Annotated in this window: 17 protein-coding genes; 4 read left to right on the top strand and 13 right to left on the bottom strand. The window is 43.5% G+C overall.

The genetic code is table 11. The features are described from left to right. Positions 1 to 24: 24 nt before the first annotated feature. Positions 25 to 546, bottom strand: a complete 522-nt coding sequence (locus BMX56_RS09915) for an OmpH/Skp family outer membrane protein (protein WP_090645342.1) — start codon at positions 544 to 546, stop codon at positions 25 to 27. Positions 547 to 652: 106 nt separating this feature from the next. Here BMX56_RS09915 and BMX56_RS09910 point away from each other — a divergent pair, with 106 nt between their 5' ends. Then, entirely contained in the window at positions 653 to 1,060 is a 408-nt protein-coding gene (locus BMX56_RS09910; protein ID WP_090645338.1) for a DUF2251 domain-containing protein, read from the top strand. Between the two features lie 20 nt (positions 1,061 to 1,080). Here the strand turns inward: BMX56_RS09910 and BMX56_RS09905 are convergent, their stop codons facing one another. The 4 genes from BMX56_RS09905 to BMX56_RS09890 form a co-directional block, all read right to left on the bottom strand. After that, on the bottom strand, positions 1,081 to 2,046 hold the full coding sequence (locus BMX56_RS09905) for a hypothetical protein (protein WP_090645335.1): 966 nt from the start codon (positions 2,044 to 2,046) through the stop codon (positions 1,081 to 1,083). 19 nt (positions 2,047 to 2,065) lie between these two features. Beyond that, a complete protein-coding gene (locus tag BMX56_RS09900; RefSeq protein ID WP_090645332.1) occupies positions 2,066 to 2,506 on the bottom strand; it encodes a hypothetical protein in 441 nt (146 codons plus the stop codon). Between the two features lie 111 nt (positions 2,507 to 2,617). After that, positions 2,618 to 2,983, bottom strand: a complete 366-nt coding sequence (locus BMX56_RS09895; protein WP_090645329.1) for an RNA recognition motif domain-containing protein — start codon at positions 2,981 to 2,983, stop codon at positions 2,618 to 2,620. A gap of 130 nt (positions 2,984 to 3,113) precedes the next feature. Then, complete coding sequence (locus BMX56_RS09890) at positions 3,114 to 3,626, bottom strand: YdeI/OmpD-associated family protein (protein WP_090645326.1); 513 nt, start codon at positions 3,624 to 3,626, stop codon at positions 3,114 to 3,116. A gap of 167 nt (positions 3,627 to 3,793) precedes the next feature. Between BMX56_RS09890 and BMX56_RS09885 the strand changes: the two genes are divergently transcribed. Next, positions 3,794 to 4,222 carry a nuclear transport factor 2 family protein gene (locus tag BMX56_RS09885; protein ID WP_090645324.1) on the top strand — a complete coding sequence of 143 codons (429 nt, stop codon included), beginning with the start codon at positions 3,794 to 3,796 and terminating at the stop codon, positions 4,220 to 4,222. A gap of 402 nt (positions 4,223 to 4,624) precedes the next feature. Here the strand turns inward: BMX56_RS09885 and BMX56_RS09880 are convergent, their stop codons facing one another. Next, complete coding sequence (locus tag BMX56_RS09880; protein ID WP_090645321.1) at positions 4,625 to 5,284, bottom strand: GDSL-type esterase/lipase family protein; 660 nt, start codon at positions 5,282 to 5,284, stop codon at positions 4,625 to 4,627. A gap of 3 nt (positions 5,285 to 5,287) precedes the next feature. Continuing rightward, positions 5,288 to 5,776: a cytidine deaminase gene (locus BMX56_RS09875; protein WP_090645318.1), complete on the bottom strand. Its 489-nt coding sequence runs from the start codon at positions 5,774 to 5,776 to the stop codon at positions 5,288 to 5,290. Positions 5,777 to 6,235: 459 nt separating this feature from the next. Between BMX56_RS09875 and BMX56_RS09870 the strand changes: the two genes are divergently transcribed. Then, positions 6,236 to 6,763, top strand: a complete 528-nt coding sequence (locus BMX56_RS09870; RefSeq protein WP_090645315.1) for a hypothetical protein — start codon at positions 6,236 to 6,238, stop codon at positions 6,761 to 6,763. Between the two features lie 47 nt (positions 6,764 to 6,810). Here the strand turns inward: BMX56_RS09870 and BMX56_RS09865 are convergent, their stop codons facing one another. The 3 genes from BMX56_RS09865 to BMX56_RS09850 all read right to left on the bottom strand — a co-directional run bounded on the left by BMX56_RS09865 (position 6,811) and on the right by BMX56_RS09850 (position 11,026). Then, positions 6,811 to 7,374 carry a hypothetical protein gene (locus BMX56_RS09865; protein ID WP_090645312.1) on the bottom strand — a complete coding sequence of 188 codons (564 nt, stop codon included), beginning with the start codon at positions 7,372 to 7,374 and terminating at the stop codon, positions 6,811 to 6,813. 126 nt (positions 7,375 to 7,500) lie between these two features. Then, positions 7,501 to 7,752, bottom strand: coding sequence for a hypothetical protein (locus BMX56_RS29850; protein WP_143065418.1), 252 nt, complete (start codon positions 7,750 to 7,752; stop codon positions 7,501 to 7,503). 1,624 nt (positions 7,753 to 9,376) lie between these two features. Beyond that, a complete protein-coding gene (locus BMX56_RS09850; protein WP_090645302.1) occupies positions 9,377 to 11,026 on the bottom strand; it encodes an FMN-binding glutamate synthase family protein in 1,650 nt (549 codons plus the stop codon). A 203-nt stretch (positions 11,027 to 11,229) separates the two neighbouring features. On the opposite strand from BMX56_RS09850, the gene BMX56_RS09845 reads away from it, so the two are divergent. Next, positions 11,230 to 11,772 carry a YceI family protein gene (locus BMX56_RS09845; RefSeq protein WP_090645299.1) on the top strand — a complete coding sequence of 181 codons (543 nt, stop codon included), beginning with the start codon at positions 11,230 to 11,232 and terminating at the stop codon, positions 11,770 to 11,772. Positions 11,773 to 12,227: 455 nt separating this feature from the next. Here the strand turns inward: BMX56_RS09845 and BMX56_RS09840 are convergent, their stop codons facing one another. The 3 genes from BMX56_RS09840 to BMX56_RS09830 are packed head-to-tail and all read right to left on the bottom strand — an operon-like array spanning position 12,228 to position 16,225. After that, on the bottom strand, positions 12,228 to 12,434 hold the full coding sequence (locus BMX56_RS09840) for a heavy metal-binding domain-containing protein (RefSeq protein ID WP_090645296.1): 207 nt from the start codon (positions 12,432 to 12,434) through the stop codon (positions 12,228 to 12,230). A gap of 2 nt (positions 12,435 to 12,436) precedes the next feature. Beyond that, the gene (locus tag BMX56_RS09835) at positions 12,437 to 13,882 is read right to left on the bottom strand and encodes a PepSY-associated TM helix domain-containing protein (RefSeq protein ID WP_090645293.1); all 1,446 of its coding nucleotides are present in this window, start codon (positions 13,880 to 13,882) and stop codon (positions 12,437 to 12,439) included. Between the two features lie 3 nt (positions 13,883 to 13,885). Beyond that, positions 13,886 to 16,225, bottom strand: coding sequence for a TonB-dependent receptor (locus BMX56_RS09830; protein ID WP_090645291.1), 2,340 nt, complete (start codon positions 16,223 to 16,225; stop codon positions 13,886 to 13,888). Positions 16,226 to 16,337 lie beyond the last annotated feature (112 nt).

Genomic DNA, 16,337 nt, shown 5'->3' with positions numbered 1-16,337 from the left:
AAAAACTGATCATATGCCGGGTATTCACCTGATACTTAATTTGGCTTTCGCGGCATCCATCAGATTAATTCCGTCCGAAGCGACAAAAGCAACAATTAGCCTGTTGTTTTTTGACGAATCTATCACATAGCTGATTCCGTTTTCTTTGGCTATTTCGGTAAGTGCTGATATTGCTTTATCCGACACAGGCTTATATAGTTCCTTCGATTTTGCTTCGACCTTCTTAATGGCATCATCCTGGACGTCTTGCATCCTTTTTTGAATGGCCTGAAACTCTTTCCCAATAACATCACGAAGAGAATCTGTCAATTTAGGATATCCATCGCAACAAGGAAACCTATCGCTATATTCATTCATCATGGCTGTCAGTTGGTCTATAAATTGCTTTTGGTAAGCTTCTACCTGCTTTTTAACATCTTTAGTCTCCGGCATTTGCGCTATCAAAGCCTTAAGATCAATATAACCTATTTTTACCTGGGCAGAGGCGGCGTTACTTCCCAATATCAAGCTTAATGAGGTGATTAAGAAAATCAACGGCCTTTTCATATAAAACAAAGATATATTGCATTTCCCCTGGGAACTGGCCCAATTATGTTAAATTCTGTTAATTCGATCTGAAATAAAATCCGCTGCCTTAATGTAACTTTGCCCGATGATTTTAGAGGTAGAAGAAGAATTTATTGTTGGCGAGGATACATTTCTGGATAGCGTTGTCCCCGATTCATCGCATGGGGTTGTTTTTGAGGATGACCTTACAACAGGATATTTTTACGCGATAGGGAAAATGCCGGGGCAGGCTATCCTGGATGCCGTGCACATTTATAACGTAGCCGATGTAACAGATAAAGCTATCCCCTGCAATATTAAAATAGCCTGGACCGACGACTGGCAATTGGCCTCGTTATTAATCAATAACTACTGCCACGCCATATTTGATTTTAAAAACAAAGTTGGCTATTCGCGCAATGCCTTCCCACCGAGTAATGGCAAATGGAGAACTGATAATGACCGAACTGTTTTGACGGACGAGTTGATAGATGAGTTGTTGATGGGGAAATAATACCTTTAATTGCAGGTAATTTATGGTGTAAAAACGTCAATCACTTCTTTACCTGCTATTGCAAGTTGTTTCGTATCCTTGTTAAACACAATCTGCACCAAGTTCTCTTTGTTTACAATACTTGAATTTTGTTTGCCACTGTAAACCGATTCATCTTTATCTATAACTTCTCCGGTATTGATGTTAATAATTTTAGGATACAGATAGGTATCCCAGGAACGCTCGCCATCAATGGCAAACAGGTTGCCAAATTCTACATTTATTTTTACGGGGGTTGATAATTGCTGGGTGGCTATATCCCAAACTGCGATATGCTTGGATGGAAAAATAATATTTTCATCATCGTATACCTCATCGCCAGATCCAATAAGGATTTCTGTATTGTTAATAAAACTTGCTGTTTCCATTTCAACACTAATATGGGTGAACGATATTAGTTGATCTAACAATAAAGGATTTTTAAGACAGTCATTAACCTTGTAAATATAAACTTCATCCATAGGATGCCAAAGCCAGCCTTTACTCAATAAATGTTTGCCATCGGGACTTACTTCCAATCTTGAATGGAAAAAATCCTCAGCCTCTCTGCCCGGAACCTCGGTTATTAGTTCACCGGTTTCCACATTTTCAAAATCAAGCCTGCAATATTCTTTGGGGCAATGAACAAGATAGGTCACTTCATCTACTGTCACAAATGCAGCAGGATATTCATAAGCTTCGGCAAAGTAATAAGATCTGTTTATTTCCCTTAAAAGTTCTCCATTTTTTAATAACAACCCTTTGGTGCCAAGCTTTTGATAGATAAAAGCATATTGGCCGTCGGTAGTATTAATAGAACCATCAAAATTAAATGGAAAATATGAGCTGTTTCTTTTTGTACTTCCATCCATCGAATATTGATTGCCGCCAGCGGCCCAATCAACAATCTTATCATTTAGCCATGAAATAGTATTTAAGCGTTCGGCCGTAAGTGTAGTTCTCGTCATGATGTATAATTTTCGTGGTCTACCCTACTAACAAAAGCGTCACAAAAACACCGGTCACCGTAACTGCACCACCTATAAGCGCTGCAAGCAGCGCCCGCCATATGGTATATACGCCACCGCCGGCGGCAAAATGAGCCTTCATTTGTGCTCCTATGAGCTGTTGCGCCAATATATAGGCAGCCCAGCTATAAGCCAGGGGAATTATATATGTTGGTACCTTCTTAGTATCGGGCAGCATGAATACCACGCCGAATAATACTATTGTTGCAAGAACGCCAAGCACAATGGCTATTTTTGACTTTTTGTCTTCGTTAAAAGCCCGGTAATTTTCGGATATGAGGTAGCCGGCAATTATTGGCCCGCCCAAAAAGGTAGCCACCTGGATAGACCGGAGCGTATATATCTTTTGTGTAGTTACATCTACGAAGAGTGATTTTTCTTCCTGTTCAAGGATTTCCATGCGGTTTAGGAATTAGTGTGGTTTATTTATATCACGCTAATATATTAAAATTTAGCCTGATGCAAAAAACGTTATTCCTAAACAGCAGCAGTAAAAAAACGGCCTAAAGCATCAAAGCGGCCTCCTCGGTCTTTTCTGTTTTTCGTTTGATGTATGCGGGTTTACCTTTTGATATTGATTTTTGGGTGTAAAGGATTTTTTAAAAGGTTGCTTTGGAGGTTCCGGAGCGGGCCGTTTGTCGTCGGCTAAGCGTACGCTGATTTCACGATCGTCAATTGTTGCGCCGTTTAATGCATCAATAGCCCTGATTGCACCGGGCTCGTCTGCCATATTAATAAAGCCATACCCTTTGCTTTGGCCTGTATCAATGTCGGTAATGATCTTTACTTGTTCAACCTGGCCATACAGGGTAAATATCTCGAGTAATTCGATCTCCTCCATATCGCGGGGTATACCCACAATAAATAATTTAACCATTCTTTTTATTGATGAATTACAAATCTATGTATTGCTATTATCGTTTATGCATTTTGTTAAAGCAATGCCATTAAATATTGCTTTTTTTAACTGGCAATTTAAATTTATTCTCGTCATTAATAAGGTGTCATTACTCCCTCATCTTCTTCAGTTCCCGCAGCATCATCCCATAATCCATTCGCCTTACCATGGCGTTGATTGTGCTGGCTATCCGGTTGGCGCGGGTGGCGTCGGTTTTGGCGCTATCTATCCACTTTATAAAATAGCCGCGGTGGCTTTCGGCAAGGCTATTAAAAAAAGCCTCGCCCTCGGGCTCGTATTCAAAACATTCCAGCAGGTCGGCAGGTATCGCAAATTTAAAATCATCATCGGGTTCAAGCTGCGCGCGCAGCATGGCGCCGCGGCTTTTGTGCAGGGCTTTGCAAACATCTTTTTTCAGCGCCATAATAAAGTTGCCCTCGCCCATGGGCATCAGGGCCATGCCGCGCACGTCCAGGTTATCGAGTTTGCCCTTCACCCGGAAAGATTTTTTATTCCCGGGCTTCATTTCCTGTGCAATATCGGCCGGAATTTCAATATAAGTCCAGCCGGTTTTTTCGCCCTGTTCAGCAAATTGCAAAATAATGGTAGTAAAATCAACCATAGCGTGGTATATATTATATTTCTGTTGCTAAATATTTAATAAAAAATACCAATTGTTAAATGTTTGTTAAATCGTACAAATCTATTGATTTAGCTGTAACGAATGGAATAGTGCCGCTGTCTTATAGATATAAATTAAAAAACAAATAACCTCCAAACAACAACAATATGAAAACCTTAAAATCAATAATCGCAGCAGTAGCTTTAGTAATAGTATGTGGCGCAGCCAAAGCAAACGTAAATGCCGAAGGCGACAACCTGACCCGCAATTTCGCAATAAATACTTATGTAGATGCCATGACCCGCGGCAAAATTCAGGGCCTTGGCGATGTGGTTGACCAATCGGCCAAATTTAATATGTTACGTGGTAAAAACGTATTAAGCTTTACCAAAAACGAAATGATTGAGTCGATAAAATCAAACAAAAATATCGAGCAAAATTGTACCACCAGTACCACCATTATGGAAAGTAACTCCGACATGGCCGTTGTAAAAGTAGATATGCAGTTTGACGGCTTTGTGCGCACCAACTACGTAACCGTTGCCAATACCGGCAAAGGCTGGAAAATTACCAACGTATACAGCGTTTTTAAATAAAAAAGAGAGTTTTAGTTTAGTGTTTATAATGTAAGTAAGTATAGGCCCCGCCAGGCGGGGCCTTTTTTATTGCACACGAATGAGGCGAATTTATAAACACGAATGGCACGGATTTATTCGAATTGCACGAATTGCCTGTGCATCATGTATTGGAATTTACATAAACATTCGCTTAAACGCTGGCTAAAACTCACCCGGTCGAGGCTACGCCCGACCACCCTCTCTTCACCTGCGGTGGAAAGAGGGTTTATTTTTAAATAATTGATAATCAAATATTTATTTTAGGAACAACTCTAAAACCCTCTTTGCGGCGCAGCCGGAGAGAGGGTGGTCGGGCGTAGCCTCGACCGGGTGAGTAGTTGCCGCCATGCGATTACTTCATTGTCCCTTAGGGTAACTTTTTTACCGCACCAATGGCCTCAGCACCTTTTCCCATTTATCATAGCCTTTCGGGTTCAAATGCAGGTAATCGCTTTTAAACAGGCTACTATCGGGCTGGGTTGTGCCGGGCTTGTAGATGGCCGGCACTAAATCTACATAATGGCTCTTAGGCTTATTCTTCAGGTAGGCTTTTATCAACCCATTAGCTTTATACACTTCGGCGTAATATTTGGCGCGCGACGGGCTTGGCTTTACCGACATATAATAAACCTCGGCTTTGGGCAGCTCCCTATGTACCAGCATCCATAGCTTACTAAACTCATCGGCTACAAACTGCCCGGATTTCCCGGCTGCGATGTCATTTTCACCGGCATAAATAAATATTTTGCGGGGGCTATAAGGCATCATGATATAGGGTGTATAATAATCAACCAATTGCTCAATGGTGCTGCCGCCAACGCCGCGTTTAATAATGGGCTTACCGGCAAAGCGTTGTTCCAGGTCGGCCCAAAGGCGGATGGATGAGCTGCCTATAAATAAAATGCCGTCCTTCTTGGGGAAGCTGATGCTATCCTGGTGTTTAAAGGCTCTGATCTCGTTATCAAACGGAAACCCTTGCTGCGCAAACAAATTAGCTGTAAAGGCACAGCCCATCAGCAATAAAAACAGTTTTAATTTCATGGTTTATGTAGTAAGGCGCTCTTCAAAAAACAAAAAGGGCAGTTGGTTTTCAATGCCTTGTATTACCCAAACAGGCCCCTGCTGTGCATATAATATAATTTTGATGGGCTTGTTCTGTTTTTTTTCAACTTCGGCCAATACCTGCAGGCACGATCCGCATGAGGTTACCGGGCGGGTGAGCTCAAATTCATCAGTCTGGGCAGTCACGGCCATGGCTTCCACCGGGTCGTTGGGGTGGTTGGCCCCCCAATAAAACAACGCAACCCGCTCGGCGCATAATCCCGAAGGATAGGCTACGTTTTCCTGGTTGCTGCCATAAATAATTTTGCCGCTTTGCAACCGCAACGCCGCCCCTACCCTGAACTTCGAGTATGGCGAATGGGAGTTTTTTAATGCTTCGGCTGCTTCAAGACACAGCCTGTAATCTGTTTTATCCAATTGTTCAATAGAATCGTATTCGTCGAATGCTATTTTAATTTCGTGGTTAGTCATAATTATAACCCCTCAAAAAAAGAAGGGGAAACAAGATAAGAATTATTTGCGAAATAAGTTTGGTTTGTGCAGGAAAGTGTGTAGAAAGTTGCGGACAATACCATCCAATCATGCTCTTTGGGCGTTTCCCCGTTGGTAGAAACGGGGCCAGGCCTTTCATTCATACTGCACAGGCATTAGGAGCGGCCCGCACATGACCTTTTGGCCGGTATCCATTGCAGTCCTTAACGCGGGGAAATTTGTCTGAACTCGGATTAAGCAGATTTATCAGATTACAGGATTTTGCATACTTCAGAACTAAAACAATCACAAGTCCCCATCGCTCCGCTCTTTACACAAGACTTGCGCCAAGTAGGGGGCTATTGGAAACACAGATCACCCATCCCGCAAAAAACTAAACGCAAGACCTGAGCTAAAAAAACGACGCCGTCAAACAACATATAAATATTATATTGCGATATGAGTTGGAGTACACTATTTAATGATTTTTTAATGGGTAAGCCCGACGCTATTCAGGCGATTTTCTCTATCCTCGGTTTTTTTGCTACTATTACTGGAATAATATTCGTTGTAATGTCTTTTAACAAGCAGGAAAAAATAAATAAGCTCCAAACTAAAATTAATAAATACTCCTTGGAAAAAGATAGACGTTCTATTCGACCGCGTTTCGCATTAACTTCAGAGATGCCAGACGAATACGGGTTTCGGCTTAATAATTCGAGAGCGTTGAATGTACTTTTAAAGGAATTTCATGGTGAAGAAAATGAGCATTGTATACTACGCGTAAAACGAGACTACGTTGAGGTTGGTGAAATTTTTCATGAAGTGCAGACTCTCGTTGGCGGTAATCCGCCAGATATAGTTAATCCAAAAGGCAAACAAAAACAATATAACATAGAATTTGAGGATGAAGACGGCAGGTTATACGCCCAAGACGTTTATTACGAATTCGGCATAAGTATCACTTTCCCTATGCTTCTTGATTAATCCTCATTTTCATTTGGTGCTCCTCCCTTTGGCGCAGGCTTGTGCGGCTAACTTGAGGATTCATCAGTATTGAATTTTCGCAGCAAGTCAGAAATAATTGACTTTGGTATAGATGGATACTTTTTCAAATGCTCGATAGTTAAATCTGATAATAAAATATCAGGATAGTCCTCTCTTATTTGTTTGATAACAATTGAATAGTCCGGCTTAATCCATTGAATTAGTTCGTAAGCCTTCTTATATTTTGGATTATCGTTCAAAGTTAATTTATAGGCATTTATAACGTGGGGTTGGAAATTGTACCTGTCTAACATCTCGAACTGAAAGCTTGTTGCAATCCCTTCTTCAAGGAAATTAACTTGCTCTTTTGTGGTTGGAAATAATAAGTGAACCAATTCGTGTGAACATTCAAAAAGAAGGTTGGGAAAACTTTCAAGTGTGCTTTCAGAAAGATATATTGTATATCCTTCAATAGAATCCCCGCAGAGTTCCGGTTGAGTTTGAGTAAACCAACATTCCAGACCATTAAACTTAGCAGGGTTCCTTTTTCCGAATTTTTCTTCGGCAACCTTTAAAATATCGATGGCCAACTTATTCCAATCATGCACCATATTCAAAGATAAATATTTTCCACGCTCTCTTGGCGTCTGTCAGATGGATTGAGTACGGCTGACTTGTGCCCTTGGAAAAGCTCTTTTGTCTGAACCAGAATTAGCAGAATTTCAGCTGCGTATGTTTCATAAATAAGAAGCTCTCGTCTTCCCCAATGTGTCAGCAGAACAGCTTCGGGCGAAAACGGCCAAAACAATGGTGGGTAGTGCGGTGGCAGGGCATAGGAAGTTTTTGCAGGTGCGGGGGATAAAGCGCACCGGGGCAAAATAATTCCAGCCCAGGTTTTGGCCGTTTTGCAGGGCAAAGGCCCCGAGCGCAAAGAAGCATTTCTGCTGACTTGAATTATTCGCTGTCGTTTGTTTTTTATAGGTGCTCATTATCTCGCTACGCTCGGTCTTTTTGTCCTTTTTGTTTCAAGACAAAAAGGATTAGGCCCCCGCGGCCATGAGCGGGCCGATGTTGTAGCCTCTACAAAGTAATTTCGTAACCCACAAAACATCGGGCATAGTTCAGAGATTGCTTCGTGCCTCGCAATGACATGATTATAATACGTTGATTATCAAATGTATTTTTTATTCCCCTCTCGAGAGGGGGCGCGGTAGGAGGTGCGTTGGCAGGGGTGTGTTTTTCCGCGTTTCATTGCGCATGCATAACACACCCCTCCGCCCCTCTCAAGAGGGGAATCGCACTTTTCCACCGCTTTTTAAAAGGAAGCGCAAATCTGATGGTCCCAGAATAACCCCATTTGCAACCATGTCATTACTGTTTTTTCAGCCGAAGCTGATGGATACTCGCTATGACATAGTTTTCGCTCAGCTAAATCGTTCCCTGAAACGTAAATAGTTCATTAAACCCCTCCCTGCCTTTGCGCCCATTTCTATCGCGCCCCTCCCGAGGGAGGGAACTGCTTTGTTCATCCAAATTATGGTCAGGAGATGGGCTTTTTTATTTCTGTAGCTGGTTTTCTATGCCGGAAAATCTCCTGCTTAATCCTAAAGAAAGCGTAGATCAGCAGGGTTAAACCCAGGATCCAAAACAGGGCGTAAAAATTTCTTAACTTCTCCATTTAAAACAAATATCGGCTAATAAATATAATAATTGAATTTAGGTGATTGGGGTTTAGGCCAGGGATTTCACTTTAAAACAGGAGGCACCTACGGGAGCCCAAAAACCATTGCTTTTTTTACCACAAACACGGTACTCCGCCGGAATTATAAAAATCTGTAAATGCATAGCAAGATTGTTCTAAACCCCGGAACTTTTTCAGAACGATTTAGCAGCCACCGATTATAGCGGAGTCACGTGTTTATAGCGTTTGCACCCTCCCGCAAATTGGCTCCGTAGGTGCCTCCTGTTTCCCGTTAATTTCAAAGTGGTGCGCGTTGAATTTCGCAAACAAGGGACACAAATTGCTAAATCGTTTTTTCAACAAAAAAGCAACCCATGCAACAAAATGCATTTGATTGCCCTCCCCCCATAACTATCGACTCCTTTACCTGGGCCGGTCGCCGTTTTTTTCCCAAAACAGCGTTTCCTTGTCCGTAAAAATCACCTCTTCAAAAAGAGTTAATGAATATTTTAGAGCTATTGTTCCAAAACAAAAATCCAGTTTTAAATTTGTTGATTTATTGAAAAAATAAACCACGTTTGGCAGGTGCTTAACAGGGTGCCGGAAGGTGCCGGCGAGGGTTGACAAGGGGCTGGCAAGGGTGCGGCAGGTGCATTTGAAGGGAGAGTGTTTTTATATAACAATCTGATTATCAATAGAATTATTTTTCAACACGTACTTTTTTTATATACAAACCTATAGCTAAATACAAATGCAAATACCGCACTGTATTTGCAGCTCGTTATTTTATTTATTATATTTGAGTAGGCGGTTAAGTTGAGTGTTTATAAGCTCCAATATCCACACATAGCGCCCCGTGATTAGATGCTTCGTACCTGCCTATGACAGGGAGGAGAGACATATTTCTCCGCGACTTGTTTTTGTTCCTGATATTAATTACTTGATACTGTATAAGAACTCACATTACTATAATCAATATTAGTTACCACGCTATAATCCGGTAAAAAAGTATTTTCACTGCTCAGGGCCATGTCCAGTTCAAAACTGGCGGGATATGGGGTGTTCAGCAGGCTGCCTTTTGGGATATAGGGGAACAGTTCGGCATAAGTTTGTATCTGGCTGTGGTTAATGCGCCGGTAAATGAACATGCGGTGCAGATCGCAGGGCTTGGTGAGGCCGGCGGCACCTATCATCTGGATAGCGCTGCCTACCGTTGCCTTGTGGAAGTTGGCTACCCGTACCTTTTTATCATCGACTACCAGGCCGCGCATCAGGCTTTTATCCTGGGTAGCTACGCCGGTTGGGCAGGTATTCATGTTACACTCCAGCGCCTGGATGCATCCCAGGGCGAACATCATGCCGCGGGCGCTGTTACACATATCGGCGCCAATGGCAAAGTTTTTCACCAAATCGAACCCGGTAGCTACCTTGCCCGATGCGATGAGCTTAATATGTTTTTTAATATCGAACCCGGTAAGGGCATCATATACAAAGGCCAAAGCCTCGCGCAGGGGCATACCTACCGAGTTGGAAAACTCCAGCGGGGCGGCACCGGTGCCACCCTCTCCCCCATCAACGGTAATAAAATCGGGGTAGATGCCGGTTTTAACCATGGCCTTGCAAATAGCCAGAAATTCGCTTTTATGGCCCACGCACAGTTTAAAACCGATGGGCTTGCCGCCGGACAGGTCGCGCAGTTTTTTGATAAAAGTGGTTAAACCAATAGGATCGCTAAAAGCGGTATGATATGGCGGCGATACTACATCCTGCCCCATCTCTACCAAACGAATCCGGGCAATCTCGGGCGTTACCTTGGCTGCCGGCAAAATACCGCCATGACCCGGCTTTGCACCTTGCGAAAGTTTGATCTCGATCATTTTTACCTGCGGGAGCACGGCGCGCTGGGCAAAAGCGTCATAATCAATAGTACCATCCTTATGGCGGCAGCTAAAATAACCGGTGCCTATCTGCCAGATAATATCGCCGCCGGGCTGCAGGTGGTGATCGCTCAGGCCGCCTTCGCCGGTGTTGTGGGCAAAGTTATCCAGTTTGGCGCCCCCGTTAAGGGCAAGTATAGCGTTCTCGCTCAACGAACCAAAACTCATGGCTGATATGTTGAATACACTCGCCATATAAGGCTGCTTACAATCGGGCCCGCCAACTTTTACGCGCGGGGCCATATCCAGTTTATGATGATCAATAGCCCCGATGCTGTGGTTAAGCCATTCGTAGCCGTTCTCGTAAACGTCAAGCTCGGTACCAAAGGGGCGGGTATCATCAACCATTTTGGCACGCTGGTAAACTACACTACGGTTTTGACGGTTGAACGGGGTACCGTTGGTATCACTTTCCACAAAGTACTGGTATATTTTGGGGCGCAAATCCTCCATTAAAAACCGAAGGTGGCCAAACACCGGAAAATTACGCACGATGCTGTGCTTCTTTTGCACCAGGTCGTAAAAACCAACGGCATAAACAGGCACCATAATCACAAACGACCAGGCCGCGGGTTTCCAGATGATAGTCCACCCGGCAAGGGCGGCAAATATGATGAAGAATGAAACGATAAAGAGCTTTCTCATTGGACGGTTAAATTGGTATGAAGCTGGTGTTATATTATATAAAAGTAGATTTTAATTTAAACAATGGCGCAATTGTATGGTTAAACTGGTAATTCAACGTCGGCAAATTGTAATTCAATGTCTGAGAATTGTAAATTAGTAATAATAGATGTTTAAACATCTAATTTTGTATTATCTTTGTATCAACAAAAAAAACAAATATCATGTCAACACAAACAGCAACAAAATGGGTTATCGACCCAATGCATTCAGAAGTACAATTTAAAGTAAAACATTTAGTTATATCAACCGTGAGCGGTTTTTTCAAAAGCTTTGCCGGTGAGTTAATCACAGATAACGACGATTTTGAAAATGCCGAGATAGACTTTACGTTAGATATCGACAGCATCGATACCAACCAAACTCAACGCGACGAGCACTTGAAATCGGCTGAGTTTTTTGATGCGGCAACCTATCCAAAAATCAGCTTCAAATCAACTTCATTTACCAAAACCGGTGATGATGAATATGCTTTAAAAGGCGATTTAACCATCAAAGACGTAACCAAACCAGTATCGTTAGATGTAGAATTTGGCGGTTCGGCTGCTGATTTTTATGGTAACACCAAAGCTGGTTTCGAAATCAGCGGTAAAATTAACCGTAAAGATTTTGGCCTTACCTGGGATGGCGTTACCGAAGCCGGCTCAATTGTAGTAGGCGAAGACATCAAACTGTTAATTAACGTTCAGTTTGCCAAACAAGCTTAATTGTTTGAATGCTGTTGCTGTGTTTTAATAATTAAAATGCCGCTGTTGTTAAGTATACGTAACAGCACGGCATTATTGAAAACAGCAAAGCAATACAAACTTTAAATAAAAAGCCATCCCGGAAAAGGATGGCTTTTTTGCGTTGGAGGGAGGATCAATATTCGATGCAACAAACAGCGCTGGCATGCTGAGCTCCGCGGAAGCATTGCGGGCAAAGGCCTCTCCACGCGTCCTTCGACAGGCTCAGGAGGACAGGCCTACCCTCCTTTAAAATAAACTTGTCTTGCTGAGTTGTAAAATTTCGCCAAACTATGAATGGGAATGACAAAAAGGTAAAAGACTGTCATGCTGAGGTACGAAGCATCTATTCGCGAACATTTCTGGTGTTACGCTTGGCTTAGAGTAGATGCTTCGTACCTCAGCATGACAGTATCTTATTATACAAAAAGATAAACTTACTTCCCCGCCGTTGTATCCCGCTCCACCAACTCCATACCGCATTTGGTGCACGTGCCAGGTTTATCAAAAGCTAAATCGGGGTGCATGGTGCAGGTATATTTACTCTTCGTTTTTACTCCGGTTTTAGTATCCGGGCTGCTGCACGACGTAATGCTGCTTAAACCAAATGCGGACAGTGCCAATATGATGATTAATTTTTTCATGGTTATTTATTGTTTATAAATGAAGCAAAGCCAAACAAAGATACCACCAGCACCCCTAAAGCGGCAAGCATACTCACGATGTCGCGGATATTTTTGCCGGCCCAGGTCATCCCGAAGTATTTATGCAGAAAGATAAAGGAAAGTCCCTCTGCCCTATCTACACCCGTTACTTTGGTGGCTAGTTTAGATGTGGAGGTCTCGATGTACCAGTTATCGCCATTAGGATAGCTCACCCGCTCAACGGGCAGGCGTTTATTGATAAAACCATATTCGTTATCAAATTGCGTCACCTGGTGCACCGTAACCCGACCATAATACTTCCCAGCTTCTAACCGGGGCTGATAGTAGGTACTCAGGAACCGGGCATAATCCTCATCGGCATTAAGCTGCTCTTTACCAGTGATGGTGTTAAAATAGACTATCTCCTTTTGGTCATCGGTCGCCTGGTAATAGGTATTGCCGCCGAAACTAACCACCCCCACTTTGCGGATAAGGCTATCGGCCAGGGGTAGTGTTAAGTTGGATATGCCCAATTGTCCGCGTTGAATCACCTGCCCGTAATCAGGCTTAACCGGCCCACTGTTGTGAAGCTTTACGGCCAGGTGAAACGCACCGCTAATCACGAAGGTGAACATCACAAAGGATACGATAAGCCCTATCTGCCTGTGAAACCGGTGCAGGAATCGCTTGTCGTCATCTCCCCTGGTTTTTCGGTTTTGGGCGATGGTTTTAAACTTCTTCCACATCAACCCATAAACCGTTAACCCGCTGATAAGTGCAAACAGCATGATACTCATGATAACGAGCAAAACCACGTTACGGAAAGTATCGCCACCCCAGCGGGCCAAAAACTGCCAGGTATGAAACTCCTCAAACAAGGATAAAAATGCCTTGCGGGTGTTGTTATTAAATGTACCCATGCGGCTTTGCCCGGTCTCTACATAAACGTCCATACCATCGGGCCTGTCGAAAGACACTTTGAATACAGGTAACAAATGGTTAATAGGCTGATACTCGCTATCAAAACTACGCTGAAGGCTAATTTGGATGGCAGATATGCTATCCTGCACAAAATAGCGGGCCAGGTATTCGGCATAGTCGGCATCGCCATGCGGTAATAATACGCCATCGGTTGCCGAATAGTAATTATATGTACTATCTACCCCAAGTACCTGGTAAAAGGTGCCTTTTTTAAAGTTGATGAGGCCAAAGTTCCTCAACGCGGTGATATGATTGCGGTCCATTACCTGCTGAATGGTAAGTACCGGCTTCATTTTGCTTTGTGGCAAAGGTTTAAAGATCTCACGCGCAATCGACGGTCTGAACCAGTTGGACATGAACGGATGCGATAGCCCGCTCAACGTCCAGAAGATAACCGGGATAAGGGAAGTTAAACCCAGCACCCGGTGCCATTTATAAAAGTTGCTTTTTACTGATGATGATGCCATGAGTCAATATTTTGAAAATGAATAACTGATACCCAGGGTATAAGTACGCGGTGCCGCGGCATTATAGGTATCGCCATACCGGTTGCTGGTTACCGTGGTGGCGTACAGTTTATTGGTTAAATTTAATACATTAAACCAGATGCCCGCCCCTTTTAGCACACTGCTTTTAACATCGTAACCTAAACGCAGGTTACAAATATTATAACCGCTATAAGTTTTGGTATTTGCCGGGTTGGTATAGTACTGGTTAATGTGTTGCCACTCGCCTGCTATCCTGACGCTCTGCAGATAGGCCGGCTTGTAGGTAAGTTCGGAATTGGCAATCCAGGCAGGCGCGTTACTCATGCGATTGCCATCGTATTTAATCACAGTGTTGCTGCCTGTGCTATAGTTTGCAACCACCTCGCTATAATGCACATACGTATGCCTGGCATTGGTGCCGCTAAACCTGAAGGTTAGCTCATTAACTGGTGCCAGTGTTAACGAGTACTCAATGCCACGATGGTGGGTAGCACCCGCATTCTGGTTCTGCGTAGTGTTATCTGGCAAAAGCTGGCTGATGATTTCGTTACGGCCTTCCAGGTCAAACAAACTCATTTCAAAGTACAGCATTTTGTTAAAGGCCGAGAACCAGCCACCTACCTCGTAGTTATCAAAAGTAGCTTGCTTTAAGGGAGTTAGCTGCCTTGAACTATACAAGTCGCCGGTCTCTGGGGGCTGGAAGCCTACACTGTAATTGGCGTAAAACCCTTTGTTACGGCCTAAATCGTATGTCAGGCCCAGTTTAGGTGCCACAATGTTAAAGTTATTGGTTTCCCGCTGTTTGTATTTTGTGCTGCCGGCAGGCAGGCCATTGGTAAAATCGTAATGCACCCTATCGTACCGCAAACCGGCCACTATGCGCAGCGCCTCGGTGGGCTTTATTTCATATTGCATGTAAGCAGCTGTGTTAAACAGTTTGATACGATAATCATCGATGTATTTGCCGGTGTTTGTAAAACCGGTGTAGTAGTTATTCTGTACATCCTTATCAATATCCAGGTATTGAGCATAGTACGAACTTGGGCTATCATCTACGTAAACCCCTCCTATCAGCCTGGAATGCAGAAAATCAAAATTAACCCTATGCTGCGCCAGCAATCCATAGCTTTGAAAACGCTGATCATTCACCTGCCCGTTACTGCTCAGGTAGTTGCCTGCATTATCCCTCACGTCGGATATAAAATAGCTTGGCAGCTGCGCGGTTGAGTTGTGGCGAAAGAATAAAGTAACAAACGTCGCATTCTTTTCATTCCACTGATGATCCAGCCTGGTGCTGGCCCTGAACGACTCCACCTTACGATAGGTAAAACGCTGGTTAGCGCTGTAGCTCCTGTTGTAAAAGTGGTTGCTATCCAGGCTGCCCGGCGTTTGGGTATTTAGGTAATTGTATGCCGCAGATGTTGTTAACCGTGTACCCGCATTAAAATCATACGTGGTTTTAAAATTGGCCGAGTACTTATCAAAATCAGAATAATCCTGCCAGCTATCTTTTTGATGCCCGATATAACCGCCAACATACAGGCCGAATTTTCCTTGTGTAAATCCGCCATCCGCATCAACCCTACGGTAGTGATAGTTATCGCCACGGATAGAAACGTTGCCTGCATAGCCCGATGGCGGCCCCTGGGTAATAAAGTTTACCGCGCCACCAATGGAGTTACTGCCGTAAAGCGATGATGCCGGCCCCTTGATCACCTCGATATCCTTTACGCCCGACATGTTGATCTCATAAAGCGAATTATGGTTAAAAATCCCTGTTGGGCGTATCGGCAAACCATCTTCCATGTACAAATAAAGTGCATTATAGGTAATGGGCTGGCGGACGGCCATTGTATGCTGCTCGTTCCCCAGGTCGACCATATAAACGCCGGCTACTTTGTTGAGCAATTGGTATAGGGCAGTTGCTTTGGTATCTTTTATCTGGGTAGAGTTTATTTTGCTGATAGCGATTGGCGCATCCTGCCTGGCCTGGCCCTCGCGGCTGGCGGTTACTACTACAGGTTGCAGATCTAAAGTGGAAGGTACCAAAGCGACATCTGCCTTACCACCGGTAACGCTAACTACGAGTGTACTATAGCCTACCATTGTTACCTTAATTTGACTGATGCCTGAGCCTGCAATATTATATCGCCCCTTGGCATCGGTTAAACCCAGCTTTTCGCCGCCGGCGTAGGCAATGATAGCGCCGGGAATGGCCTCGTGGGTATTGGCATCGGTTACCATGACCTGTATTTTAGCCTGGCTGTAAGCCAGGGTTTTGAGTATTAAAAACAGTATAAATAGAATGAAAAATTTCTTCATGTATTAAGTATGGGGAGTTACCTCCGGGTGGATAAATAAATTGTATCCGGATGAGTAATTTTAATGATGTAATCGCGAGCGTAGCGCGGCAAGCTATTTTGAACCATACAAG

Origin of the sequence: Mucilaginibacter sp. OK283 (genome assembly GCF_900110415.1) — a bacterium.
Classification (GTDB): domain Bacteria; phylum Bacteroidota; class Bacteroidia; order Sphingobacteriales; family Sphingobacteriaceae; genus Mucilaginibacter.
Note: the sequence above shows the minus strand (reverse complement) of the source record. Positions and strands in the feature narration are given on the sequence as shown.